This window comes from Streptomyces thermovulgaris, from assembly GCF_002155915.1.
GTDB lineage: Bacteria > Actinomycetota > Actinomycetes > Streptomycetales > Streptomycetaceae > Streptomyces > Streptomyces thermovulgaris.
Window position 1 is genome coordinate 1 of record NZ_MUME01000229.1, and the last position, 23,982, is coordinate 23,982.

At 70.4% G+C, this 23,982-nt stretch carries 19 protein-coding genes, 1 tRNA gene and 1 pseudogene; 8 read left to right on the forward strand and 13 right to left on the reverse strand.

Going from position 1 to position 23,982, the window contains the following annotated elements:
• Nucleotides 1–1,214: serine--tRNA ligase (gene serS / locus CCN35_RS18435; RefSeq protein WP_107501066.1), on the forward strand; the 1,214-nt coding region annotated here is incomplete at its 5' end.
• Nucleotides 1,211–2,023 carry an HAD family hydrolase gene (locus tag CCN35_RS18440; RefSeq protein ID WP_067398748.1) on the forward strand — a complete coding sequence of 271 codons (813 nt, stop codon included), beginning with the start codon at nucleotides 1,211–1,213 and terminating at the stop codon, nucleotides 2,021–2,023. The genes serS and CCN35_RS18440, both read left to right, overlap by 4 nt.
• A gap of 164 nt (nucleotides 2,024–2,187) precedes the next feature.
• On the opposite strand, the gene CCN35_RS18445 is transcribed toward CCN35_RS18440, so the two are convergent.
• The 5 genes from CCN35_RS18445 to CCN35_RS18465 form a co-directional block, all read right to left on the reverse strand.
• Nucleotides 2,188–2,273, reverse strand: a tRNA-Ser gene (locus tag CCN35_RS18445).
• 345 nt (nucleotides 2,274–2,618) lie between these two features.
• Nucleotides 2,619–3,338, reverse strand: coding sequence for an ABC transporter permease (locus CCN35_RS18450; protein ID WP_086793574.1), 720 nt, complete (start codon nucleotides 3,336–3,338; stop codon nucleotides 2,619–2,621).
• Nucleotides 3,339–3,347: 9 nt separating this feature from the next.
• Nucleotides 3,348–4,259, reverse strand: coding sequence for an ABC transporter ATP-binding protein (locus CCN35_RS18455; RefSeq protein ID WP_067398752.1), 912 nt, complete (start codon nucleotides 4,257–4,259; stop codon nucleotides 3,348–3,350).
• The gene (locus tag CCN35_RS18460) at nucleotides 4,256–5,164 is read right to left on the reverse strand and encodes an ABC transporter permease (protein ID WP_067398755.1); all 909 of its coding nucleotides are present in this window, start codon (nucleotides 5,162–5,164) and stop codon (nucleotides 4,256–4,258) included. Before CCN35_RS18460 ends, CCN35_RS18455 begins: the two co-directional genes overlap by 4 nt.
• Nucleotides 5,154–6,155 carry an ABC transporter ATP-binding protein gene (locus CCN35_RS18465; protein WP_067398757.1) on the reverse strand — a complete coding sequence of 334 codons (1,002 nt, stop codon included), beginning with the start codon at nucleotides 6,153–6,155 and terminating at the stop codon, nucleotides 5,154–5,156. Before CCN35_RS18465 ends, CCN35_RS18460 begins: the two co-directional genes overlap by 11 nt.
• 391 nt (nucleotides 6,156–6,546) lie before the next feature.
• Here CCN35_RS18465 and CCN35_RS18470 point away from each other — a divergent pair, with 391 nt between their 5' ends.
• From CCN35_RS18470 to CCN35_RS18480, 3 genes are all read left to right on the forward strand, one after another.
• Nucleotides 6,547–7,110: an RNA 2'-phosphotransferase gene (locus tag CCN35_RS18470; protein WP_067398759.1), complete on the forward strand. Its 564-nt coding sequence runs from the start codon at nucleotides 6,547–6,549 to the stop codon at nucleotides 7,108–7,110.
• Nucleotides 7,111–7,255: 145 nt separating this feature from the next.
• Entirely contained in the window at nucleotides 7,256–8,158 is a 903-nt protein-coding gene (locus CCN35_RS18475) for an LLM class flavin-dependent oxidoreductase (RefSeq protein ID WP_067398761.1), read from the forward strand.
• Nucleotides 8,159–8,224: 66 nt separating this feature from the next.
• Nucleotides 8,225–9,133, forward strand: coding sequence for a Cof-type HAD-IIB family hydrolase (locus CCN35_RS18480; protein WP_067398763.1), 909 nt, complete (start codon nucleotides 8,225–8,227; stop codon nucleotides 9,131–9,133).
• 33 nt (nucleotides 9,134–9,166) lie between these two features.
• Here the strand turns inward: CCN35_RS18480 and cydD are convergent, their stop codons facing one another.
• From cydD to hisC, 4 genes are all read right to left on the reverse strand, one after another.
• Nucleotides 9,167–12,664: a thiol reductant ABC exporter subunit CydD gene (gene cydD, locus CCN35_RS18485; RefSeq protein WP_086793576.1), complete on the reverse strand. Its 3,498-nt coding sequence runs from the start codon at nucleotides 12,662–12,664 to the stop codon at nucleotides 9,167–9,169.
• A gap of 57 nt (nucleotides 12,665–12,721) precedes the next feature.
• On the reverse strand, nucleotides 12,722–13,726 hold the full coding sequence (cydB, locus tag CCN35_RS18490; RefSeq protein ID WP_067398768.1) for a cytochrome d ubiquinol oxidase subunit II: 1,005 nt from the start codon (nucleotides 13,724–13,726) through the stop codon (nucleotides 12,722–12,724).
• Between the two features lie 20 nt (nucleotides 13,727–13,746).
• Nucleotides 13,747–15,252, reverse strand: coding sequence for a cytochrome ubiquinol oxidase subunit I (locus tag CCN35_RS18495; protein WP_067398771.1), 1,506 nt, complete (start codon nucleotides 15,250–15,252; stop codon nucleotides 13,747–13,749).
• A 241-nt stretch (nucleotides 15,253–15,493) separates the two neighbouring features.
• Nucleotides 15,494–16,573: a histidinol-phosphate transaminase gene (hisC, locus tag CCN35_RS18500; protein WP_067398773.1), complete on the reverse strand. Its 1,080-nt coding sequence runs from the start codon at nucleotides 16,571–16,573 to the stop codon at nucleotides 15,494–15,496.
• Nucleotides 16,574–17,064: 491 nt separating this feature from the next.
• Between hisC and CCN35_RS18505 the strand changes: the two genes are divergently transcribed.
• The 3 genes from CCN35_RS18505 (at nucleotide 17,065) to CCN35_RS18515 (ending at nucleotide 20,848) form a co-directional block, all read left to right on the forward strand.
• On the forward strand, nucleotides 17,065–18,177 hold the full coding sequence (locus CCN35_RS18505) for a LacI family DNA-binding transcriptional regulator (protein WP_079129975.1): 1,113 nt from the start codon (nucleotides 17,065–17,067) through the stop codon (nucleotides 18,175–18,177).
• Nucleotides 18,178–18,719: 542 nt separating this feature from the next.
• The gene (locus CCN35_RS18510) at nucleotides 18,720–19,796 is read left to right on the forward strand and encodes a metallophosphoesterase (protein WP_245863261.1); all 1,077 of its coding nucleotides are present in this window, start codon (nucleotides 18,720–18,722) and stop codon (nucleotides 19,794–19,796) included.
• A gap of 179 nt (nucleotides 19,797–19,975) precedes the next feature.
• On the forward strand, nucleotides 19,976–20,848 hold the full coding sequence (locus tag CCN35_RS18515; protein WP_067398778.1) for a hypothetical protein: 873 nt from the start codon (nucleotides 19,976–19,978) through the stop codon (nucleotides 20,846–20,848).
• Nucleotides 20,849–20,903: 55 nt separating this feature from the next.
• On the opposite strand, the pseudogene CCN35_RS18520 reads toward CCN35_RS18515, so the two are convergent.
• The 4 genes and pseudogenes from CCN35_RS18520 to CCN35_RS18530 form a co-directional block, all read right to left on the reverse strand.
• Nucleotides 20,904–21,020 (reverse strand): annotated as a pseudogene (locus CCN35_RS18520) (thiamine biosynthesis protein ThiC); the annotation flags it as partial.
• A 495-nt stretch (nucleotides 21,021–21,515) separates the two neighbouring features.
• On the reverse strand, nucleotides 21,516–22,406 hold the full coding sequence (locus tag CCN35_RS18525) for a GNAT family N-acetyltransferase (protein WP_086793579.1): 891 nt from the start codon (nucleotides 22,404–22,406) through the stop codon (nucleotides 21,516–21,518).
• Between the two features lie 87 nt (nucleotides 22,407–22,493).
• A complete protein-coding gene (locus tag CCN35_RS28750) occupies nucleotides 22,494–22,658 on the reverse strand; it encodes a hypothetical protein (RefSeq protein ID WP_169721368.1) in 165 nt (54 codons plus the stop codon).
• A complete protein-coding gene (locus tag CCN35_RS18530) occupies nucleotides 22,655–23,779 on the reverse strand; it encodes a radical SAM protein (RefSeq protein WP_067400595.1) in 1,125 nt (374 codons plus the stop codon). The genes CCN35_RS28750 and CCN35_RS18530 overlap by 4 nt, the downstream gene beginning before the upstream one ends.
• Nucleotides 23,780–23,982: the final 203 nt, after the last annotated feature.

Here is a 23,982-nt window from a genome sequence, read left to right on the forward strand (position 1 = left end):
GAGAGGACGTCGCGCTCGTCGACGCCCTCCTGGCCGCCGACGAGCGGCGCAGGTCCTCCGGCGTCCGTTTCGACGAACTGCGCGCCGAACAGAAGGCGCTGGGCAAGCTCATCCCCAAGGCCTCCGGCGAGGAGAAGGCCGAGCTGCTGGAGAAGGCGAGCCGGCTCGCCGCCGAGGTCAAGGCCGCCGACGCCGAGCGCGACGCGGCGGACGCCGAAACCCAGGAGCTGCTGCTCCAGCTCGGCAACCTCGTCCACCCCGATGTGCCCGTCGGCGGCGAGGACGACTTCGTCACCCTGGAGACGCACGGCACGATCCGCGACTTCGAGGCCGAGGGCTTCACGCCCAAGGACCACCTGGAGCTCGGGCAGCTGCTCGGCGCGATCGACGTGGAGCGCGCCGCGAAGGTCTCCGGTTCGCGCTTCTACTTCCTCACCGGCATCGGCGCCCAGCTGGAACTGGCCCTGGTGAACGCGGCGATGGCCCAGGCCACCGCGGCCGGCTTCACCCCGGTGCTGACCCCGGCGCTGGTCCGTCCGCAGTCGATGGCCGGCACCGGTTTCCTCGGCCAGGCCGCCCAGGACGTGTACCACCTGGAGAAGGACGACCTGTACCTGGTCGGCACGTCCGAGGTGCCGCTGGCGGCCTACCACATGGACGAGATCATCGACGCCGAGCGCCTGCCGCTGCGGTACGTCGGCTTCTCCCCGTGCTTCCGCCGCGAGGCCGGCTCGCACGGCAAGGACACCCGCGGCATCTTCCGTGTGCACCAGTTCGACAAGGTCGAGATGTTCTCCTACGTCACCCCCGAGGAGTCGCAGGAGGAGCACCGGCGGCTGCTGGAGTGGGAGAAGCAGTGGCTGACCTCGCTGGAGCTGCCGTTCCGGGTCATCGACGTGGCCTCGGGTGACCTGGGCGCCTCGGCCTCGCGCAAGTTCGACTGCGAGGCGTGGATCCCGACCCAGGGCAGGTACCGCGAGCTGACCTCGACCTCGGACTGCACCGAGTTCCAGTCCCGCCGTCTGCAGATCCGGGTGCGCGAGGGCAAGAAGGTCCGTCCGCTGGCCACGCTCAACGGCACGCTGTGCGCCATCCCGCGCACGATCGTCGCGCTTCTGGAGAACCACCAGCAGGCCGACGGCTCCGTGCGGGTGCCCGAGGTGCTGCGTCCCTACCTCGGCGGCCGGGAGGTCCTGGAACCGGTGACCGCGTGAGCCGCAGTCCCGGCCCCTTCCCCTACAAGCTGATCGCCACCGACCTCGACGGCACCCTTCTGCGCTCCGACGGGTCGGTCTCGGACCGCACACGTGAGGCACTCGCCGCGGCCGCCGCGGCGGGTGCCGCGCATCTCGTGGTCACGGGCCGCGCGGTGCCCTGGACACGGCACATCCTCGACGACCTCGGCTACCGGGGTCTCGCGGTCTGCGGCCAGGGCGGCCAGGTGTACGACGCCGGGAAGCACCGTCTGCTGACCTCGGTGCCCCTGGACCGGGAGCCGGCCGTCACGGCGCTGGCCAAGATCGAGGCCGAGGCCGGTCCGCTGTTTCTGGCGGGCAGCCGCGACGGCCTGGACGGCGAGGTGCTCGTGGGTCCCGGCTACACGGTCTCGGGTCCGCTTCCGACGACGCCGCTCACGGACGTCTCGGACCTGTGGAACGCGCCCCTCAACAAGATCTACATCCAGCATCCGACGCTCACGGACGACGAACTGGCCGACGTGGCCCGCCGGACCACCGACGGCCTCGTCTCGGTCACCATGGCCGGGGAGGGCGTCGTCGAGCTGCTGCCGCTCGGGCTGTCGAAGGCGACGGGGCTGTCGCTGGCCGCACGGCGGCTGGGACTGAGGGCGGAGGACTCCATCGCCTTCGGCGACATGCCCAATGACGTCCCGATGTTCTCCTGGGCGGCCCACGGGGTGGCCATGGCCAACGCCCACAGGGAGCTGAAGGCGGTCGCGGACGAGGTGACGGCCTCGAACGACGAGGACGGCATCGCGGTGGTGCTGGAGAGGCTGCTGGGCTGAGGCACCGGCCCACCAACCCGTGTCCTGCGGGGCGGGGCCTGGTCCGCGGTTCTGGTCCTCGCCTGCGGTTTCCGCCTTCGCCTTCGGCGTTCCGTTTCCGTTCCCGGACGCCGTTCCCGGCCGTGCTGACGGTTGTGTCGTACAGGTCCTGCTGTCGGTCTGAGCGGAGGATGCACGGATCGAACGTGCGCGGGCTTTCGGCCCGACCACGGCTTAGCAAGCCGGTGCCTTACCACTCGGCCAATCCTCCGGGTGGGCGGCCCACGCGAAGCGATTCGCGTGCTCGAAGCGGCCGCCCCGGGCAGCTCCCCGTGCGGGGCGGCTCGACGGAGCGGGTAGTTACTCCGGAGCCTGCCGCGGGCTGCCCTGCCGGGAGCTCGGCGTACTGCCGTGCATGGACATCGCCCAGCTCCTCTCCCGGCTCGTGACGCCGCCGTGCGGCGTGGTGAACACCACCACTGTGCCGTGACGAGAGGCGTCTGCGCCACCGAATTACGAGGTGAGCGGCCGGCCATACGACCGGACGGCATACGACCGGACGGCACGCGGCCGGCCCGGTCGTCCTGACCGGGCCGGTCACCGCCACCGGCGCTCCTCACTCCTCGCCGGCGATCGTCAGCGCGCGCAGCTTCTGTCCGGCGTACCAGGTGGCCGCCACGGTCACCAGCACCAGCAGCACGGTCGCGGCCGGCAGTCCGACGTCGGAGGTGACCAGGTCCCCGCCGGCGACCTCGTGGGCGACGGCCAGCGCCCACTGCTGGACGCTCAGCGTGCGCGCCCCGGGGACCAGGGAGCCGAACAGCGTCTCCCACACGAGCGCGTAGACGAGTCCGAAGACCACCGCGTGCCGGGAGGCCGTGCCCAGCAGGAGGAAGAGGGCCGCGTAGGCGATGGAGGCGACCAGGGCGGCCACGGTGTAGGCGACGGCGATCTGCTGGCCGTTGCCGTTGAGGATCAGTCCGGCGATCAGCGTCGGCACCGCGGAGAACGCCATGGTCGACGCGATCGCCACGATCAGCTTGGTGAAGATGATCGTCGACCGCTTCACCGGCTTGGACAGCAGGTACACCACCGAGCCGTCGTCGATCTCCGGTCCGATGGCGCCGGTACCGGCGATGACGCCGATGATCGGCACCATGGTGGCGAGCGCGAACCCGCCGAGGACGTTCGCCGCGGTCTGGTCGTCGGCTCCGGCGAGGGCGCGGACGGCGACGGCGATCACGATCAGCAGCAGCGGCAGCGCGCCGAGGACGAGGGCCCGACGGCGGCCGAGCAGGGCCCGGTAGGTGAGCCGGGCGACTGTGGGGTCGTACATCGGGGCCTCCTACGCCGCGACCAGGTACGAGAAGACGGACTCGAGGGACTCGTCGGACGGCGAGACCGTGTGCAGCCGGATGCCGAGATCCCGGGCCACTTTCGGCAGCAGGGCCGTGAACCGGCCGAAGTCGACGGCCTGGATGTGCAGGGCGCCCTCGGTGAGGTCCACCTCGATGCCGGCCGTCGAGGGGTCGGCGATCAGCGCGGCCGCAAGAGCCCGGTCGTCGCTGGAGCGCACCAGGTAGCGGTGCGGGCGGTCGGTCATCAGACGGCGGATCCTGCGGAAGTCGCCGCTGGCCGCGTGGCGTCCGGCGACGATGACCTCGATGTGCCAGGCGAGCTGCTCGACCTCCTCCAGGATGTGGGAGGAGAACAGCACCGTGCGGCCCTCGTCGCCCATGCGCCGCAGCAGGTCCATCAGCTGCATCCGCTGACGCGGGTCCATGCCGTTGAACGGCTCGTCGAGCAGGAGCAGCGAGGGTTCGTGGACGAGGGCGCCGGCCATCTTCACGCGCTGCCGCATGCCCTTGGAGTAGGTGGAGATCTTCCGGTCCTGCGCGTACTCCATCTCGACCGTGGCGAGCGCCTTCTGGGCGGCCTTGGCGCCCAGGCCGTGCAGCTCGGCGCTGGCGAGGACGAACTCGCGGCCGGTGAGGAAGTCGTACATCGCCTCCCGCTCGGGGACGATGCCGATGTGCCGGTAGATCTGCTCGTTGCGCCACACCGGCTGTCCGTCGAGGGTGATGCTGCCGGTGGAGGGGGCGAGGAAGCCGGCCATCATGTTGATCAGCGTGGACTTTCCGGCGCCGTTGGGGCCGAGCAGACCGGTGACGCCGGGGCCGATCGTCATGGTGATGTCGTTGACGGCGACCACGTTGCCGAACCACCGGGAGACGTGGTCGATGCTGAGGGTCGTCACATTCCCACCTTCTTGTAGCGGCGCACCAGGAGACCGTATGCGGCGGCGACGAGGCCGAGGACGACGAGGAGGTAGACGACGCCCTGCGCCGTGCTGGGCCCAGCGCCGCCGGGCATCGTGGAGGTCGCGCCCAGGAAGGCGGTCTGCACTCCGTCGATCAGGGTGACCGGCGAGAACAGGCCGATCCAGGGGATGACAGCGGTGTTGTCCTGGACGTACGCGATGGCCTGGAGAGTGGAGACGGCACCGTAGGAGATCATCAGCACGGCGATCACGGCGGCGATGCCGAACCCGCGGCGCGGGGTGACCGCGGCGACGACCAGGCCGATGCCGGAGAACAGCAGGGAGAGCAGGGCCACGGAGACGAGTCCCTGGGCGAATCCCTTGGTCTGGTCGGTGAAGTCCAGCTTGGCCAGCAGGGCTCCCACGTAGAGCACCAGCAGCGGTGCGGCGGTCAGGATGAACATCGCAGAGGCCAGCGCCGCGTACTTGGCGCGGACGTAGTCGGAGGTCTCGATGGGCCGCGAGAAGTACAACGGCACGGTCCTGAAGCGCAGATCGCGGGAGACGGCCTGCGGGGCCTGCGAGGCGACGTAGAGGCTGATGACGGCCTGCATGACGAGGGCGTAGTCCGTGTACGCGATGGGCAGGTCCTTGGCCTTGGTGAAGACCGCGACGGCGACCATGATGGCCGCGGGGACGCACATCACCGCGAACAGCAGCATGGGCAGCACCTTGGACTTCACCGAGCGGCCCAGGCCGTAGGCACCGCGCAGCGACTGCGAGTACAGCGAGCGGCGGGCGTAGGCGCGGCCGAGACGGGGCCCGTCGTAGGTGCGGTAGCCGATGTCGTGGATCCGGGCCCGGTCGCCCGAGGGCGGTGCCGCGGAGTGCTCAACCGCCATGGCCGACCGCCTCCTTCCGCTGTCCGTCGCGCTGTTCGTCGTTGCCCCGGTCGCCGAGGCTGTCCTGCTTGTCCCGGAAGACCTCCGAGATGTGGTGCCGGCGCTGCTCCATGCGCACCAGGCCGAGACCGAGGTCCGCGACCACGTCCCGCACCAGGTCGTACGTCTCCTCGCCCTGCGCGGTGAGCAGCAGGATGTGGCCGGCGCCCGGCAGGCCCGTGCCGTCCTGGGTCTCCACCCCGCGTGCACGGAGCGCCTCACGCACCGCGCGGGTGCCGTCCGGGTGCTCGTCGCTGTCGGTGACCTCGATGGCGAGGGTGGTCGTGGTCCGGGTGAAGTCGGTGGTGGAGCTGGAGCGCAGAAGCTTGCCGCCGTCGATGACGACGACGTGGTCGCAGGTGCGCTCGAGCTCGCCCAGCAGATGCGAGGTGACCAGGACCGAGATGCCGAAGTCGCTGTGGATGCGGCGGATCAGTCCGAGCATCTCGTCGCGGCCGACCGGGTCGAGGCCGTTGGTCGGCTCGTCGAGGAAGACCAGCTGCGGGTCGTGCACCAGCGCCTGGGCGAGCTTCACACGCTGCTTCATGCCGGTGGAGTAGCCGCCGATGGGGCGGTAGCGCTCCTCGTACAGACCGACGTGACGCAGGGTGTCCGCGGTGCGCTCGCGCGCGGCCGCCGGGGGCAGACCGGACATGCGCGCCATGTGGACGACGAACTCGGTGGCCGAGACGTCGGGCGGCAGGCAGTCGTGCTCCGGCATGTAGCCCACGCGCTCGCGGATGGCGGAGCCCTCGGTGGCGACGTCGAGGCCGAGCACCTCGGCGCGGCCCTCGGTGGCGGGGGACAGACCCAGCAGGATCTTGATCAGAGTGGACTTGCCGGCTCCGTTGGCACCGACGAGTCCGGTCACACCGGGTCCGATGTCCACAGAGAGCCGGTCAAGCGCGGTCACCCGGGGGTACCGCTTGCTCAGGCTTTCGGTCGCGATCACAGTCACGCCGTCGACGGTAGTGACCGGTGCTCCGCCCGTCGTCAGACCCGAGGGCCGTCCTGGCATCAGACTCGAGTAGTAGGGGGACCCCTTAAGGGGGCACCCCAGGTCTCATACGGCCGTGGAGGGGGAGGACGTGCGTGGTCCCGGAGGAGGGCGACGCGCGACCGCCGCCGGCGGACGCGTGGGAGCGCGGGGTGCGCACGGCGGGACCGCGCGGACGGTGCCCGCCGCGGGAAGTCGCCGATCCCTGCACAGCATCCCGGGGACAACGGCCGGTTGTCCACAGGTTCTGTCAATTCCCCTGTGGATAACACCACTTGACTGTGGATCAAACCTCCGGAGCGATATTGACCTGCGTGATGTTCGTCTCTTCCGGCAGGCTGGTCGCATGGACGCGCGACGCACCGTGAAGGTGTCGAAGTACCTCTCCCGGCACCTCCGCCACCAGCCCGAAAGGATCGGGCTCACCCTCGACGAGGGCGGCTGGGTCGAGATCGACACACTGCTCGCGGCGGCGGCCGCCCATGGCTTCCCCCTCTCACGCGCGGAGCTGGACCATGTGGTCGCCGCCAACGACAAGCGGCGCTTCACGATCGAGGGCACCCGCATCCGTGCCGCCCAGGGCCACACCGTCGAGGTCGACCTCGGCCTGCCGGCCGCGACCCCGCCGCCGTACCTCTACCACGGAACGGTGGCCCGCCATCTGGACTCCATCCGCGTCGAGGGGCTGCGGCCCATGAGCCGGCACGATGTGCATCTCTCGCCCGACCGCGAGACCGCGATCCGTGTCGGCGCCCGCCGCGGCCGTCCGGTGGTGCTCACCGTGGACGCGGCCGCCATGCACCGCGACGGCCATGTCTTCCACGTCAGCGCCAACGGGGTATGGCTCACAAAGTCCGTGCCACCGCGCTACCTGGGTTTTCCGTCCTCCTCCGAGCCCGCCCCGGCGTGACCGGACACGCCCCCGGCAGCACGGCACACGTCGGGGTGCGGCCGCACAGCGCACTCCAACACCCGCCCTGCTGAGCCCGCAGCCGGCCGACCACGGACAGCGACGGTTTCACGTGGAACACTCCTGAGTGCCTAGGCTCGGGTCCATGAGTCTGCGTCTGAGCACCGTGATCCTTCCGTACCGTCGCTGGCAGGAAGGCGGACGTTCGGCATGGGTCCGTGCCGAACAGCTCGGTTTCCACACCGCGTACACCTACGACCATCTGTCCTGGCGCAGCTTCCGGGACGGCCCGTGGTTCGGAGCCGTTCCGACACTGACCGCCGCAGCGGCCGTGACCGACCGGATACGGTTGGGCACCTTGGTGGCGTCACCGAACTTCCGGCACCCCGTCCCCTTCGCCAAGGAGCTGATCTCCTTGGACGACCTCTCCGGGGGGCGGATCACGCTCGGCATCGGCGCGGGCGGCACCGGCTTCGACGCCACCGCGCTCGGGCAGCAGATGTGGACGCCGCGTGAGCGGGCCGACCGGTTCGCCGAGTTCGTCCTCCTGCTCGACCGGCTGCTGACCGAGGACACGGTGTCGTACGAGGGCGAGTTCTACTCGGCCCACGAAGCCCGCAACATCCCCGGCTGTGTGCAGCGGCCCCGGCTGCCGTTCGCAGTGGCCGCGACCGGCCCGCGCGGGCAGCGGCTCGCCGCACGGTACGGGCAGGCCTGGGTGACCACCGGCGACCCCAGGCTGTACGAGAACGGCACACCGGAACAGTCGGTCCGGGCCCTTCGCGCTCAGATCGAGAAGCTCGCGGAGGCCTGCGCCGCAGAAGGCCGCGCTGTCACCGAACTCGACAAGATTCTGCTGACCGGATTCACCCCGGACCGGGGGCGCCCGCTGGAATCCCTCGACGCGTTCGTCGACTTCGCCGGCCGGCACCAGGAGCTGGGCTTCACCGAGATCGTGATCCACTGGCCGATCCCCGGTTCGGACTTCGCCTCGGACGAGAAGGTCTTCGAGAAGATCGCCCTGGAAGCGGCCGCTCAGCTGAGGTGACCGATACAAGTCCTCGGTTGTGCGATCCGTCGCACGATCGTTTGGCATATGCGCCACAATGAGCCGATGACCTCAGCGACCCGACAGCCCAAGGACCCGGCCTCACCCCAGCTCTCGGACTCACTCGGACGAAGAAGCACGCCGACCGTTCCACCGCGGCTGATCGCCACCGATCTCGACGGCACCCTGCTGCGCGACGACAAGTCGGTCTCCCCCCGGACGATCGCCGCCCTGGCGGCCGCGGAGGAGGCGGGTATCGAGGTCTTCTTCGTCACCGGCCGCCCGGCCCGCTGGATGGACGTGGTCGCCGACCACGTCCATGGGCACGGTCTGGCGATCTGCGGCAACGGCGCGGCCGTGGTGGACCTGCACGGCGGCCCCGGCGCCCACCGTTTCGTGCAGGTGCGCGACCTGGCACGGGAGAACGCGCTGGACGCCGTGCGGCTGGTGCGCGAGGCGGCACCGGGCACGGTGTATGCGATCGAACAGACATACGGCTTCTATCAGGAGCCGGCCTATCCGAAGCTCCACATGGAGATACCCGACGCCCTGGCGCCCGCCGAGGAGCTGCTGGCGGAGGGCGGACTCGGCACCCGGCAGCCGGTTTTGAAGATCCTCGCCTACCACCCCACGCTCGACCCGGACGCGTTCCTCACCGTCGCCCGGCTCGCCGTCGGCGATCGCGCCACCATCACCCGGTCCAGCCCCAGCGCTCTGCTGGAGATCAGCGGCCCGGGTGTCTCCAAGGCCAGCACGCTGGCGCTGTGCTGTGCCGAGCGCGGCATCTCGCCCGAGGAGGTCGTCGCCTTCGGCGACATGCCGAACGACATCGAGATGCTCACCTGGGCCGGCCAGTCCTACGCCATGGGCAACGCCCACCCCGACGCGATCGCCGCGGCCTCGGGAGTGACCTTCGCCAACAACGAGGACGGAGTCGCCGTGGTGATCGAACGGCTGCTGGGGGAGCGGCTGTGACGATCCGGCGGGGTCCGGCCCACGGGTGAGCCGCTACCCCGCCTCCACCAGCAGCTGGGTCTCCGCCTCCCGCTCGATCATCCGCCGCAGCGGTCCGGGCAGGGCGGCCAGTTCCGCGTACGTCCCCTGCTGGACCACTCGTCCCCGGTCCAGGACGATCACCTCGTCCACGGCCTCCAGCCCGGCCAGACGGTGCGTGATGAGCAGAGTCGTACGGCCCTCGGTGGCGGCCAGCAGGTCGGCGGTGAGCGCGTCGGCGGTCGCCAGGTCGAGGTGCTCGGCGGGCTCGTCGAGCACGAGCACCGGGAAATCGGCGAGCAGCGCACGGGCCAGGGCCAGCCGCTGCCGCTGTCCGCCCGACAGCCGGGCCCCGTGCTCGCCGACGAGCGTGTCGAGCCCGTCGGGCAGGGTGTCGACCCAGTCGAGCAGCCGGGCCCGGGCGAGGGCGTCCCGCAGTTCGGCCTCGGTCGCGTCCTTCTTCGCGAGCAGCAGGTTCTCCCGCACCGAGCTGTCGAAGAGATGCGCGTCCTGGGCACACAGTCCGACCAGCCGTCGTACGTCGTCGCCGGCCAGGGTGCGGGCGTCGACGCCGCCGAGGGTGTAGGTGCCCGTCTCCGCGTCGAGGAAGCGCAGCAGCACCTGGGCGAGCGTGGTCTTGCCGGATCCGGACGGCCCGACCACGGCGATCCTGCGGCCCTGTGCCAGGCTCAGGCCGACGTCCGAGAGCGCCGGGCGGTCCTGGCCCGGGTGACGGGCCGTCAGGCGGTCGACGACGAGCGGGAAGGGGGAGACGGGCGCCTTCCGGGGCCGCTCGGGCTCGTGGACGGGTTCGGGGGCGTCCAGGACCTCGTACACCCGCTCCGCGCTGCGGCGCACCCGCTGCCGGTACTGCACGGCGAGCGGCATGCCGAGAACCGCTTCGAAGGCGGCCAGCGGGGTGAGGACGACCACGGCCATGGCCACACCGGCCAGCCGTCCGTCGGCGACCGCCCGGGCGCCCAGAAGGGCCGCTGCCGCGACGGTCAGCCCGGAAATCAGGGCGGTGAGTCCGTCGCCGATCGCGGTGGCGGTGGCGGCGCGCGAGGAGATCCGGGTCAGCGTGTCGTCGGCCCGCCGGGTCTCGGCGGTGCGGGCGGGCAGGGCACCGGCGACCGTCAGTTCGGCGGTGCCGGTGAGCAGGTCGGTCACCCGGGTGGCGAGGACGCCCCGTGCGGGGGCGAGCCGGTGCTCGGCGCGCCGTGACACGGCCCCGGTGATCAGGGGGACCCCCGCACCGGCCGCGAGCAGGCCGGCGGCGAGCACCGCACCGGCCTCGGGCAGCAGCCGGCCCGTGAAGACGACGGAGGCCGTGGAGACGACAAGTGCCGCACCGGCGGGCAGCAGCCAGCGCAGCCAGTAGTCCTGCAGCGCGTCCACGTCCGCGACGAGCCGGGTGAGCAGGTCGCCGCGGCGCATCCGGTGCAGTCCGGCCGGCGCCAGGCGTTCCAGCCGGCGGTAGACGGCCACCCGCACATCGGCGAGCATCCGCAGCACGGCGTCGTGCGACACCAGCCGTTCCGCGTACCGGAAGACCGCCCGTCCGATGCCGAAGGTCCTGGTCGCCGTGACCGCCATCATCAGATGGAGCACGGGCGGCTGCTGGGACGCCCGCGAGATGAGCCATCCGGACGTGGCCATCAGCCCGACCGCGCTGCCGAGTGCGAGGCTGCCGAGCAGCAGGGCGAGAAGGAGACGGCCGCGCCGGGGGCCGGACAGCGCCCGGACCCGGGTCAGGACGCTCCCCCGGGCCGTGGTGCCCTCGGCTTCGGGCCCGGGCGAGGCGGCGGTGTGCTCCGGCGGCGGCTCGTCCGCCGGCCGTGCCGCGGTGCTCGGGGCCGCGGCCCGCGCGGGGGCGGAGGGCTTGGCTCCGTCGAGGTGCACCACCCGGTCCGCCAGCTCCAGCAGGGCCGGCCGGTGCACCACCAGCAGCACCGTCCGCCCGGCGGACAGGCGTCGCACCGCTGCCACGATCTCCGCCTCGGTGGCTCCGTCCAGGGCGGCCGTCGGTTCGTCGAGCAGCAGGACGGGCCGGTCGGCGAGGAAGGCCCGGGCGAGCGCGAGCCGCTGGCGCTGTCCCGCGGACAGCCCGGCCCCGTCCTCACCGAGCCGGGTGTCCATCCCCTCGGGCAGCGCGTCCACGAATTCCAGTGCCCCGGCGTCGGCCAGCGCCCTGCGCACGGCGGCGTCGTCCGCGTCGGGCCGCGCCAGCCGTACGTTCTCGGCGATGGTCCCGGCGTACAGGTGCGGACGCTGCGGCACCCAGGCGATCCGCGACCGCCACTGCTCCAGGTCGAGGCCGGCCAGATCGGCTCCCGCGATCCGCACCCGGCCCGCGGTGGGCCGTACGAATCCCAGCAGCACGTTCAGCAGGGTCGACTTGCCCGCACCGCTGGGGCCGACGAGGGCGACCGTCTCTCCCGGCCGTACCGCGAAGGACACGTCCGTCACGGCGTCCACGGACCGCCCGGGATAACGGACGGTCACCTTCTCGAAGGACAGGGTGCCCGTCGGGACGGCACCGGTACCGGTTGCCGGCACCGGTGTCTCCAGTACGGCGAAGACCTCCTCGGCCGCCGCCAGCCCCTCCGCCGCCGCGTGGTACTGCGCACCCACCTGCCGCAGCGGGAGATACGCCTCGGGCGCGAGCACCAGGATGACCAGTCCGGTGTACAGGTCCATGCCGCCGTGGACGAGCCGCATGCCGATCGTGACCGCGACCAGGGCCACCGACAGGGTGGACAGCAGCTCCAGGGCGAAGGAGGACAGAAAGGCGATCCGCAGCGTGCGCATGGTCGCCCGCCGGTATGCACCGGTGATGCGCCGGATCGACTCCGCCTGTGCCTTGGCCCGGCCGAACACCTTCAGGGTCGGCAGCCCCGCCACGATGTCCAGGAAGTGTCCGGACAGCCGGGACAGCAGCCGCCACTGACGGTCCATGCGGGACTGTGTGGCCCAGCCGATCAGCACCATGAAGACGGGGATCAGCGGAAGGGTGCCCACGATGAGGGCCGCGGAGACCCAGTCCTCGGTGACGATCCGCGCGAGCACCGCCACCGGGACGACCACCGCCAGCCCCAACTGCGGCAGATAGCGCGAGAAGTAGTCGTCCAGGGCGTCGATCCCGCGTGTGGCCAGGGCGACCAGCGAACCGGTCCGCTGCCCGCTCAGCCAGCCGGGGCCGAGTGCCGTCGCACGCTCCAGCAGCCGTCCGCGCAGCTCCGACTTCACCGCCGCGCTCGCCCGGTGCGCGGCGAGCCCGGTCAGCCAGGAGACCAGCGCCCGGCCGCAGGCCACGGCCACCAGCAGCAGCAAGGGGGTGCGGAGTTCGCCCACCGCCCTGTGGTGCTGGAAAGCGCCCACCACCACCTCGGCGATGAGCATCGCCTGTGCGATCACCAGTCCCGCGCCGACGGCGCCCAGCCCGACGACGGCCACCAGGAAGAGCCGGGTGGCACGAGCGTGACGGAGAAGTCGCGGATCGATCGGTTTCACGTGAGACGCCCTTCGGCCCCAAGGGTGTGTTTCACGTGAAACACACCCTTGTCGGACTCAGTGCGCGGAGTCGGCGAGGTGCTGCGTGCCGATCCGCTTGCGGAACACCCAGTAGGTCCATCCCTGGTAGAGCAGGACGACCGGCAGGGCGATCACCGAGAGCCAGGTCATGATCTTCAGGGTGTAGGGACTGGAGGAGGCGTTGGTGACCGTCAGGCTCCAGTCCGCGTTGAGCGTGGACGGCATGACGTTCGGGAAGAGCGTCAGGAAGAGCATCGCCACAGCCGCCACGATGGTGACGCCGGACAGGGTGAACGCCCATCCCTCGCGTCCCGCCCGGTTCGCCACCAGGGCGGCGACCAGTGCGGCGGCCGCGGCGACCAGCGCGACCAGGCTCGTGCCGTCCCCCTTGTCGGCCTGGGTCCACAGCAGGAAGGCCAGAGCCAGGACGGCCGTGACCAGTCCCACGCGCTGCGCCAGCCGCCGTGCACGCCCCCGGATGTCACCGACGGTCTTGAGCGCCGCGAACACCGCGCCGTGGAAGGTGAAGAGCGTCAGCGTGACCAGACCGCCCAGCAGGGCGTACGGGTTGAGCAGGTCCCCCAGGCCGCCCACGTACTCGAAGTCGGAGTCGATCTTCACTCCGCGCACGATGTTCCCGAACGCCACGCCCCACAGGAAGGCGGGGACGAGCGAGGTCCAGAAGATCGCCGCATCCCAGTTGCGCTGCCAGCGTTCCTCCGGCCGCTTCGAGCGGTACTCGAAGGCGACGCCCCGGATGATCAGACAGATCAGGATGGCCAGCAGCGGCACATAGAAGCCGGAGAAGAGCGTGGCGTACCACTCGGGGAAGGCGGCGAAGGTGGCGCCGCCGGCCGTGAGCAGCCACACCTCGTTGCCGTCCCAGACGGGGCCGATGGTGTTGATCAGTACCCGCTTCTCGGCACGGTCACGGGCGAGCAGCCGGGTGAGGATCCCGATTCCGAAGTCGAAGCCCTCCAGGAAGAAGTAGCCGATCCACAGGACGGCGATCAGTACGAACCAGAGAGTGTGCAGTTCCATGGCGGTGCGGCTCCCTCGGCCTAGTACGAGAAGGCCATCGGCTTGTCGGCGTCACGGAGATCGCCGCCGATCTTCTTGGGCGGAGCGAGGTCGGCCTCGGTGAGCTCGGGCGGTCCCGCCTTGACGTACTTGGCGAGCAGCTTGACCTCGATGACGGCCAGGGCGGCGTAGAGCAGGGTGAAGATGCTCATCGAAGTGATGACCTCGGCCTGGGACACGCCCGGGGAGACCGCGTGCCGGGTCTGCATCAGGCCGTAGACGACCCAGGGCTGCCGGCCCATCTCGGTGAAGAGCCATCCCCAGGAGTTGGCGATCAGCGGGAACGCCATCGTCCAGAGCCCCAGGAGCCAGTACATCCGGGTGAGCTTCGCTCCGAGCGGCTTCTTCAGCAGCACCAGGTGCGGCACCTCGTCCTCCCCGGTGCGCAGGGCGGCCGGCAGAAGGAACTTCCTGCGGGTGAGCCAGAGCCCCAGCAGGGCGATCGAGAAGGACGCCATGCCGAAGCCGATCATCCAGCGGAAGCTCCAGTAGGCGACGGGGACGACGGGCCGGTAGTCACCGGGGCCGAACTGCTTCTGCAGGGCCTCGTTGGTGTCGTTGATGCCGGGCACGGGCGAGTCGAAGTCGCCGTGGGCGAGGAAGGACAGAAGTCCGGGGATCTCCAGTGCGACCTTGTTGTGCCCCTTGTCGACGTCCCCGTACGCGAAGACCGAGAAGGGTGCCGGGCTCTCGGTGTCCCACAGCGCCTCGGCGGCGGCCATCTTCATGGGCTGCTGCTCGTACATGACCTTGCCGAGGACGTCTCCGCTGATCGCGGTGAGCAGGCCCCCGACCGCCATGGTGACCAGGCCGAGCCGCAGCGAGGTGCGCATGACGGAGATGTGCTTCCTGCGCATGAGGTGGTAGGCGGCGATGCCCACCATGAAGGCGCCACCGGTCAGGAAGGCCGCCGAGAAGGTGTGGAAGACCTGGCTGAGCGTGGTGTTCTGGGTGAGCACCAGCCAGAAGTCGGTGAGCTCGGCCCGGCCCTTCTCCTCGTTGATCCGGTAGCCGACGGGGTGCTGCATCCAGGAGTTGGCCGCGAGGATGAAGTAGGCCGACACCAGCGTGCCGAACGCGACCATCCAGATGCAGGCCAGGTGGATCTTCCGGGGCAGCTTGTCCCAGCCGAAGATCCACAGGCCGATGAAGGTGGACTCGAAGAAGAAGGCGATCAGCGCCTCGAAGGCGAGCGGTGCGCCGAAGACATCACCGACAAAGCGGGAGTAGTCCGACCAGTTCATGCCGAACTGGAACTCCTGCACGATGCCGGTGACCACACCCATGGCGATGTTGATCAGGAAAAGCTTGCCCCAGAACTTGGTGGCCCTGAGGTACTTCTCCTTCTCCGTGCGCACCCAGGCGGTCTGCAGTCCAGCCGTCAGGGCAGCCAGAGAGATCGTCAGGGGGACGAACAGGAAGTGGTAGACGGTCGTGATGCCGAATTGCCAGCGCGCCAGTGTCTCCGGCGCCAACGCCAGGTCCACGTCGTCACTCTCCTTACGTCACCACCGAGGTGGCGACGGTTTGCCCCGATGTGACCTGCACAACAAGGCCATAATGGACGTACTTGTGAAAGCGTTCACATTCACAAGCAATTATGGCGCACGTGTCCTCGGAGCTCGAAAGGGGGTCCCCCCTGATGTCAACCCCTTGAATGAGACATGCCGGCCGGCAGCAGTCGGGGCGGGCCCGGGACCCGCCCGGCGCCCGCCCCGGCCGTATCGCTCAGAGCTCCTTGCGGAACTCCTCCGCCGTCTTCAGGAAGATGTCGTTCGCCTCGGTCTCTCCGACGGTCACCCGCACGCCCTCGCCCGGGAACGGCCGGATCACCACGCCCGCCCGCTCACACGCCTCGGCGAAGTCGGCCGTGCGCTCCCCCAGCCGCAGCCACACGAAGTTGGCCTGGGTCTCGGGCACCGTCCAGCCCTGCGCACGCAGCCCGTCGACCACCCGCGTGCGCTCGCGCACCAGCGCATCGACCCGCTCCAGCAGTGCGTCCTCGGCCCGCAGCGAGGCGACCGCCGCCTCCTGCGCCAGCTGGCTCACGCCGAACGGCACCGCCGTCTTGCGCAGCGCCGCCGCCACCGGCTCATGGGCGATCGCGAAGCCGACCCGCAGCCCGGCGAGGCCGTACGCCTTGGAGAAGGTGCGCAGCACACAGACGTTCGGCCGGTCGCGGTAGAGCTCCACCCCGTCCGGCACCTCGGGGTCGCGGATGAACTCGCGGTAGGCCTCGTCCAGGACCACCAGCACGTCGGAGGGCACCCGGTCCAGGAAGCGCTCCAGCTCGGCCCGCCGCACCACCGTGCCGGTCGGGTTGTTCGGATTGCAGACGAAGACCAGACGGGTGCGCTCGGTGATCGCGTCCGCCATCGCGTCCAGGTCGTGCACCTCGTCCGAGGTCAGCGGCACCCGCACGGAGGCCGCCCCGCTGATCTGCGTGATGATCGGGTACGCCTCGAAGGACCGCCAGGCGTAGACGACCTCGTCCCCGGGGCCGCTGGTGGACTGGAGCAGCTGCTGGGCGACACCGACGGAGCCGGTGCCGGTGGCCAGGTGGGAGGCCGGCACGCCGAAGCGCTCGGCCAGCTCGTCGATCAGGGCCGTGCACGCCATGTCCGGGTAGCGGTTGAAGGAGGAGGCGGCGGCCGTCACCGCCTCCATCACTCCCGGCAGCGGCGGATAGGGGTTCTCGTTGGAGGACAGCTTGTACGCCACCGGGCCGCCGGCCGCGGCGGGCTTCCCCGGCTTGTAGGTGGGGATACCCTCCAGCTCGGCGCGCAGCTTCGGGCTCGTCTTGCTCACCGCAGTCCTCCTCGTGACCACCACCGGCTTCCAATACTGCACACCTTATGAGGATTGAATGCCGCTGCGAATGGGTCGGACGCCATCAGCTGTGCATCACTTGTGCATCGGCCGGGCGAATCACCCGGGCACCGGCCGGGCGGACCACCGGGCACCGGCTGCGCGGTGCGGCTGACCTCATGAGTCACACCCGCATCAGGCGCATCACCGCCTCAGGACCTGCTCCCCGAGGGGGCGCGTCAAGATATATCCACGCGCCGGTGGCCTGCGCCGTGGCGCGCATCCCTCGTGAAGGTGAGTTGAGACCTCTTCGAGACCTCGGGGGCTCGACAGGTTCATACGGGCCACCACGTCAGGTCCTGCCATTGCTTCTCTCAACTGACATGTTTTCAAAGAAAATCGAGCGCGGATGACCATGCAGAAACGTGCCTGTCAACAACTGCATATGCGTCCGCACTGCCCCGCCGCATGAGCCCTACTATCGGCACGCCATGACAGCAGCAGGGAAGCACCAGGTGAGCCGCGCGGAAACCTCACGCCGAGGCGGTCGGTCGGGCCGGGCGGGCATCAGAGACGTGGCCGCCGCCGCCGGAGTCTCCATCACGACCGTCTCCGACGCCCTCAACGGCAAGGGCCGGCTCCCCGACGCCACCCGACGCCATGTCCGCGAGGTCGCCGACCGGCTGGGATACCGCCCCTCGGCCGCGGCCCGCACCCTCCGTACCGGCAAGTCGGGCCTCATCGGTCTGACGGTGACGACCTACGGGGATGAACCTTTCACCTTCACCGAGTTCGCGTACTTCGCCGAGATGGCCCGGGCCGCCACCTCGGCCGCGCTCGCCCGCGGCTACGCCCTCGTCATCCTGCCCGCGACCTCGCGCCACGACGTGTGGTCGAACGTCGCCCTGGACGGCACGGTCGTCATCGACCCCTCCGACCAGGACCCGGTCGTCAGCGAACTGGTCCGTCAGGGCTTACCCGTGGTCAGCGACGGCCGCCCGGCCGGCACGCTCCCCGTCACCGCCTGGGTCGACAACGACCACGAAGCCGCCGTCCTCGGCATCCTGGACCACCTCGCCGAAGCAGGCGCCCGCCGCATCGGCCTGCTCACCGGCACCACCACGGACACCTACACCCACCTGTCGACGACCGCCTATCTGAACTGGTGCGAGCGCGTCGGCCAGGACCCGGTCTACGAGGCCTATCCCGCCCACGACCCGTGCGCGGGCGCCGTCGCCGCCGACCGGCTGCTGGCCCGCCCCGACCGGCCCGACGCCGTCTACGGGCTGTTCGACCCCAACGGCACCGACCTGCTCGCCGCCGCCCGCCGCTACGGCCTGCGCGTCCCCGAGGACCTGCTGCTGGTGTGCTGCAGCGAGTCCACCGTGTACGCCAGCACGGAGCCGCCCATCACCACGCTCTCCCTGAAGCCGCGCCGGATCGGCACCGCGGTCGTGCAGCTCCTCATCGACGCGATCGAGGGCGTCGAGTCGGAGCACCCGGTCCAGCAGGTCATACCGACCGAGCTGATCGTGCGCACCTCGTCCCAGCGACGCCCGCAGCGCCGCACGATCAGCCCGCCCCGCGCCTCGGACGGGCACTAGCGAAGGGCGCTGCACGGACCGGGCCGGCCCCGGTGGGCCGTGCCCGGTGACCGGGGGAGCGGGTTCGGTGCGCACGGCCGCACGGCAAAGTGAGGGACCGGGGAAAGAAGGACCGGAGAGAAGGCCGGCGCGGAGCTCCGGCACATGACGACGACGCCGCGGACGCCCGCACCGGACCCGCGGGCCCACGGCACGGTCCGCACACCGCTCCCCGGTGCTCCGGCAGGCGATCTCCGCCCCGTCGCGACGCCTCCGGCACGTCTCCCCGCGCCCTTCGGGCAGGTCCGGGCGGGGGACTGCCGGGGCACGCACCGAACACCGCTGTCCGGCGGGCACAATGGTGGCTGCCGGAGTGCTGGAGCAAAGCGGCCGCGGGGTCGTCGCAGGCCAGTCATTCGGGGCGAAAGCCGCGGTGGACCGGAGCCTTGCTCCGATTCACCACCCCTGGGTCATCACATGGCGCGATCCGCATTCCTATGATGGGCCCACGACACCGCAGGCCGCTGCGACCAGGCAGTCCGGAGCGGTGCAGGTGCGGCGCGATGGTGGAGGGGTCGATGACGCAGGGGGCCGGTCAGGGACCCGAGGTGGAGCGCACGGCGACGCTGCGCGACTTCCGGGTACCCGCGTACGTCCACGGGACCGGTCCGTACGCCCACAGCACGCCTCTCAGCGAGGCGGCCCGGAGAGGCTACTCCGACGCGTACACACCCACCGAGCGCGACCTGCCGGTCATCAACCGGGGTGACACGGTGCAGGTGGGCGTCTCCCCCGCGGCCGCCGCACAGCCCGGCACCGGCCCGGGTCCCCTGTATGTCGTCGGTGACGTGCACGGCTACCTCGACCAGCTGGTGGCCGCCCTTCAGGAGAAGGGGCTCATCGACTCCGCCGGCCACTGGTGCGCGGGCACCACGCGGCTGTGGTTCCTCGGCGACTTCACCGACCGCGGCCCGGACGGCGTCGGTGTCATCGACCTGGTGATGCGGCTGTCCGCCGAGGCCGCCGCGGCCGGCGGCTACTGCAAGGCCCTCATGGGCAACCACGAGCTGCTGCTGCTCGGCGCCAAGCGGTTCGGCGACACCCCCGTCAACTCCGGTGCGGGCACCGCCACCTTCCAGGCGGCCTGGCTGCTCAACGGCGGCCAGAAGACCGACATGGAGCGTCTGCAGGACCACCATCTGCAGTGGATGGCGCGCCTCGACGCGGTCACGGAGGTCGACGGCTACCTGCTCGTGCACTCCGACACCACCGCCTACCTCGACTACGGCACGTCGATCGAGGAGGTCAACGACACCGTCCGCGAAACGCTCACGCGCAACAACGTGGACGAGGTCTGGGACCTGTTCCGCAAGTTCACCAAGCGCTTCTCCTTCCGCGACGAGGGCGGCGCCGACGCCGTACGCTCCCTGCTCCATACGTACGGCGGCACCCGTATTGTTCACGGCCACAGCCCCATTCCTTATCTGCTGGGCCATGTGGGCTCCGAGGACGGCGACGAGGGCGCGGGGCCGATCGTGGAAGGACCGCATGTCTACGCCGACGGGCTCGCCATCGCAATGGACGGCGGCGTGACCATGGCCGGAAAGCTGTTGGTCCAGCAACTTCCCCTGGAAAACTGACTGTTCACCGGGCAGCCGCCCGGTGAACGCCCGCGCGAATCGGCACCCAATTTGTGCAAACCCCCTGTCATCGCGCGCCGTCACGGCTCTACCATCGGCTTGTCCGTAGCAGGCTCCCCTCCGTTTCTGCCCGACGGCTCGCCGCTGTGCGAGCCCCAAGCCCTACGGAGCATCGGGGGATGCACATGAACAGCGTTCCGCAGCACCTGCTGGACGAGGACCGTCCGGAATACGAGCGAGTCCTCGACGCGGCGCTGCGCTCCGCCCCGTACCGTCCGGAACTGGCCGCTGTCGGACAACGGCTCGATCCCGACCAGCTGCGCACCCTGGCGCTGGGCGCCACCGCCCTGATCACGGCCGCCGCGGCGGCCGAGTACCGGCACTACGTCAAGATCCGTGAAGAACTGCGCCGGTCGGCGTCGGCGCCCCTGTCCCCCGCCGGCCGCTCCGGCTCCGCCGAGCCGGACGGAACCGAACTGGCCACCACCGTGGAGGGGGTCGTCGAGACCACCGGAGCGGGCGTGGGCGCCGTCGTCATCGTGCTCGCCCCCGTCCTGGCCGGAGTGGCCGCCGTTCTCTTCCTGCTCATCGGGTACGTCCTGAAGATGCTCGCCCCGGAGCAGGACTTCGCCCAGACCATGATCACCACGGGCTGGGTGTTCGGTGCCGTGACCGCGGTGGCGATCCTCGTGGCCACCGCCGGACTGCTGCTCACCGCACTGCGCAACCGCCCCTCGCCACAGCCCGGTTCCCACGGCGAACTGGCCGAGGAACTCGCCCAGGCCAGAGAGGCCTGGCACAAGGCCCTGCTCGAACGAGGCATCCTGCCGTTCCTGCGCGACGCGCTCACCGAGGCCGGCTCCTCCGCGCCGGCCCCCGCAGAACCGGCGGCGCCCTCCGGCCGCATCCCCCAACTCGGCTACGACCGCCCCGGGTTCAGCAGTCCCCACGACGGGATCCCGGGTCCCCGCCCGAGCTTCTCCCGTCCCGACTTCTCCCGCCCCGACTTCACCAGCCCGGACTTCGGGGGTCCGGAACACCAGCCGGAGTGACCGGGGCCCTCACCCGAAGGCCCCGGCGCACCCCGTTCTCCGTACGCGACGGCTCTCAGTCCACGACCGGCAGGTACACCTTGTTGCCGGCGGCCGCGGACTCCTTCGCCTTCCGGGCCATGCCCTCCTCGATCTCGGCCTGGGTGACGCCGTGTTCACGGCGGATGTCCATCCACGGGAACACGGCACACCGGTCCCGACGTGCGTGTTCCCCCGGCATTCACGGGAGTGCGGCAGGCGGCCGCCATATGGCCGGAGCGAGCGGCTTCCGCAGCTTCACCACCTTCCGTGTCCGGCTCCCGCGCCGGGCAAGTCCTGGGGGGCCGCTCGCACACATCCCGGGCAGAGGCAAAGCCTGCCCGAGTCACCAGGTCGGCGTACGCCCCCTGAACATGCCCGGCCCCAGACCGGACAGGACGCCGGTCGAGGCCGTTTCAGCCGGACGCGGTGCCTGGTGCGCCGCCCGTCGGCTCACCAGGGACGCGAGGCCGCCCGAACCGCTCATCCCTCCAACACGACAGGGCAGGATCAGAGTCGGGACCGGCCTGTATCCGGGCACGGCTCCCCTGATGCTCCCGGCAGCGGAAGTCCTGATCAGGCCTTCCGCGACCGGACCACCCCCGGCGCCATCCAGGCCGAGGTGTGGTTCGGTCTTCGTCGTCGGAAGTCAGGCGCGATCCCGCCGCGCCCATACCTGTGTGCTGTGGCTGAAGCCCAGGGAGGCCAGCCCTTCGGACTGACACAACCTGTCGGACGGGCCGCCAACCTCGGTCTGCAGCAGCTGGTAGGCGGCACCATGGGACTGACCCCAGTGCATCGCGGCCCGCCACAGCACCCGCCCGAGCCCCTGCCCCCGCGCCTCGGGCAGGACGGCGAAGTACTGGGGCATGAGCTGGGGACAGCCGATCGCGTCGTGCCGTACTTCCATCGGGCCGATCGCGCCCACGATGCGACCGTCCACAGCGGCGGCGAGGACCGGGCCGCACCGGCCGGCCTGCATCTGCCGGTGAAGGAAGGCCAGGCCATCGGCGGCCATGGCCGAGGCGAACGGGGCGAAGGTCTCTTGCACAGCGACCGGCCAGTCAGTGACGGGGCGAACCGGGCCACCGGGGTCGGGGCAGGGTCCAGCGGTGAAGTCCTGAAGCTGAATACGAGTGCCACGCGGGAATTCGGTCTCGGGACCGAGCGGACGCACAACCCTGGCGCTGAGCGCGTCATGCATGACGGCGAGCTTCGCGGCCAGCTCAGCCGCTTCGTCCACGACGCTGTCACGGTGCCCGTAGGCGAAGACCTTGACGGTACCGCGTCCATGCCGGGTCAGAGTGGGAATGAGCGTGTGATCGGGCTGGTGGACCACATCGCCGCAAAGGACCGTCTCGTCCTTCTCTCTGCTCCAGCGCCGGTCCTTGTCGTAGTGGAGGAAGGCACGGTCGGCGGCGGCTGCTCGCAGCGTGTCCTCGAAAAGATCCACGGTGAGCGTGTGGGGATGGACGGGACCGAGAGTCGGCACGATCGGCGCGGTCAGCACGGGCCGGAGCCAGTCCCAGCGGAAGAACACGAGCGGCACCCTAGCGGTCGACCGGTCAGGGCTCAGGCCCCGACGCGAAGACGCCGGGGCCTGAACGAACCGACCGGATCCTGTCGGTCAGTGGGGGTTGTCGTCACCCGCGTCGCAGGAGCACTCCGCGCTCTCCACGACCTCGTCCAGATCCAGGACGGCGGTGACCGCCGAGGTGGCGACGGGTGGCGCGGTGCGGCGCGCCGAGGCGGGCGGACCGGGCAGAAGGTTCACCCTTACGGGCGGGGTCATGAGCCGTTCTCCTTCTCTCCGTGCTGGCAGTAGCTGTACAACGGCGCCTTGGCCTCCTGATAGTGCTTGGCCAGGGGGCGGCAGACCCGGCAGGTGCCGGACAGGGCGCAGCCCTCGCACCCTCCGGTGCGAAGCATGAGACGGTCGGCGATGGCACCGAGCCGGGTGAGGCCGTCGATGCCTTCGGCCATGAGGTCGATCTGGTCGTCGCGGCCGACCTTGCAGATCGAGACCTTGGCGTGCGGATCGGCGTGAAAGAAGGTGTGTCCTGCGTTGCAGCCGGCGAACGGCTTGCGCTTCCGCAGATGGGCAGCGGACTGGGCGAGCAGTGGCTCACCGCCGCCGTAGATCGTGGGCGTCATGTTCGTGTACGCGTGGTGCTCCACATTCCATTCCTCGGCAAGGGCGGCCATCTTGTCGGCCTCGGAGGCGTTGTCCTCGGTCACCACGATGCTGATGCGCAGCGGCAGCCCCGCCTTGCGCGCGGCGTCAATGCCGCGCCGGAACGCCTTCCAGGCCCCACGGCGCTGGGTGAGCGTGTCGAATGACTTCTCACTCGCGCCGTACATGCTGACCACCAAGCGGTACGGCGGAGAGTCCCGGAAGAGCTTGAGGAGGTCCGGACGCCAGAGCAACGAGCCGTTGGTGGAGACGGTGAGCATCATCCCGGCCTCCCAGGCGTACCGGTAGGCATCCCGGAAGTGGGGGTCCATGGTGGGCTCACCGCCGGTGATCTGGAGCCAGAGAACGCCGGCCTCACGCATGATGTCCAGCAGCCGCACCTTGTCCTCCCAGGCAAGACCGGAGAAGGGCCGTTCGCCGAGGTAGCAGTGCTTGCAGCCGAAGTTGCAGCCGAGGTTGATCTCCCAGGAAGCTCGGCAGTAACCGTACGGGGACGGCTCGCGCACCAGCACCGTATCCCGCGCTGACCGGCCGCTCAGGTCGATGTCCCACACGTCGGACGCGGTCTGCACCGCCCAGGCAGGCAAAGCCTCACCGTCGGCAACGGCCTGCCGCAGGCCCTCGTAGTGGCCGACGGGGATACGAGCCCCGGCCCTGGCGCCGGGCTTGAGGAGCAGGTGTCCGTCAAGAAACGGGGAGGCGATCAGAGCGTGGACCATCAGTGATACTCCTTCCCGATCGAGAGGCGCGACGGCACGCGCACGCTCTGGCATCCGGCGACGCGGCAGTAGATCTCGCCAAGCCCGTTGCAGGTGCCGCAACTCCTGCCGGACGAGTCGGCACCGCTGCCACCGCAGTCCCCGCAGCTCTCGTTGCGAGGAGGCAGGAGGCACGGGGGCAGGTGACCGGACCCCGTTTGGTG

Excerpts from the sequence above, each read along its gene's own strand:
- CCN35_RS28750 (WP_169721368.1), bottom strand. The coding sequence starts at position 22,658 with ATGACCCCGCCCGTAAGGGTGAACCTTCTGCCCGGTCCGCCCGCCTCG.
- cydB (WP_067398768.1), bottom strand. The coding sequence starts at position 13,726 with ATGGAACTGCACACTCTCTGGTTCGTACTGATCGCCGTCCTGTGGATC.
- CCN35_RS18450 (WP_086793574.1), bottom strand. The coding sequence starts at position 3,338 with ATGTACGACCCCACAGTCGCCCGGCTCACCTACCGGGCCCTGCTCGGC.
- CCN35_RS18510 (WP_245863261.1), top strand. The coding sequence starts at position 18,720 with ATGGTGGAGGGGTCGATGACGCAGGGGGCCGGTCAGGGACCCGAGGTG.
- CCN35_RS18530 (WP_067400595.1), bottom strand. The coding sequence starts at position 23,779 with ATGGTCCACGCTCTGATCGCCTCCCCGTTTCTTGACGGACACCTGCTC.
- CCN35_RS18480 (WP_067398763.1), top strand. The coding sequence starts at position 8,225 with ATGACCTCAGCGACCCGACAGCCCAAGGACCCGGCCTCACCCCAGCTC.
- CCN35_RS18505 (WP_079129975.1), top strand. The coding sequence starts at position 17,065 with ATGACAGCAGCAGGGAAGCACCAGGTGAGCCGCGCGGAAACCTCACGC.
- CCN35_RS18470 (WP_067398759.1), top strand. The coding sequence starts at position 6,547 with ATGGACGCGCGACGCACCGTGAAGGTGTCGAAGTACCTCTCCCGGCAC.
- CCN35_RS18515 (WP_067398778.1), top strand. The coding sequence starts at position 19,976 with ATGCACATGAACAGCGTTCCGCAGCACCTGCTGGACGAGGACCGTCCG.
- CCN35_RS18460 (WP_067398755.1), bottom strand. The coding sequence starts at position 5,164 with ATGGCGGTTGAGCACTCCGCGGCACCGCCCTCGGGCGACCGGGCCCGG.
- CCN35_RS18475 (WP_067398761.1), top strand. The coding sequence starts at position 7,256 with ATGAGTCTGCGTCTGAGCACCGTGATCCTTCCGTACCGTCGCTGGCAG.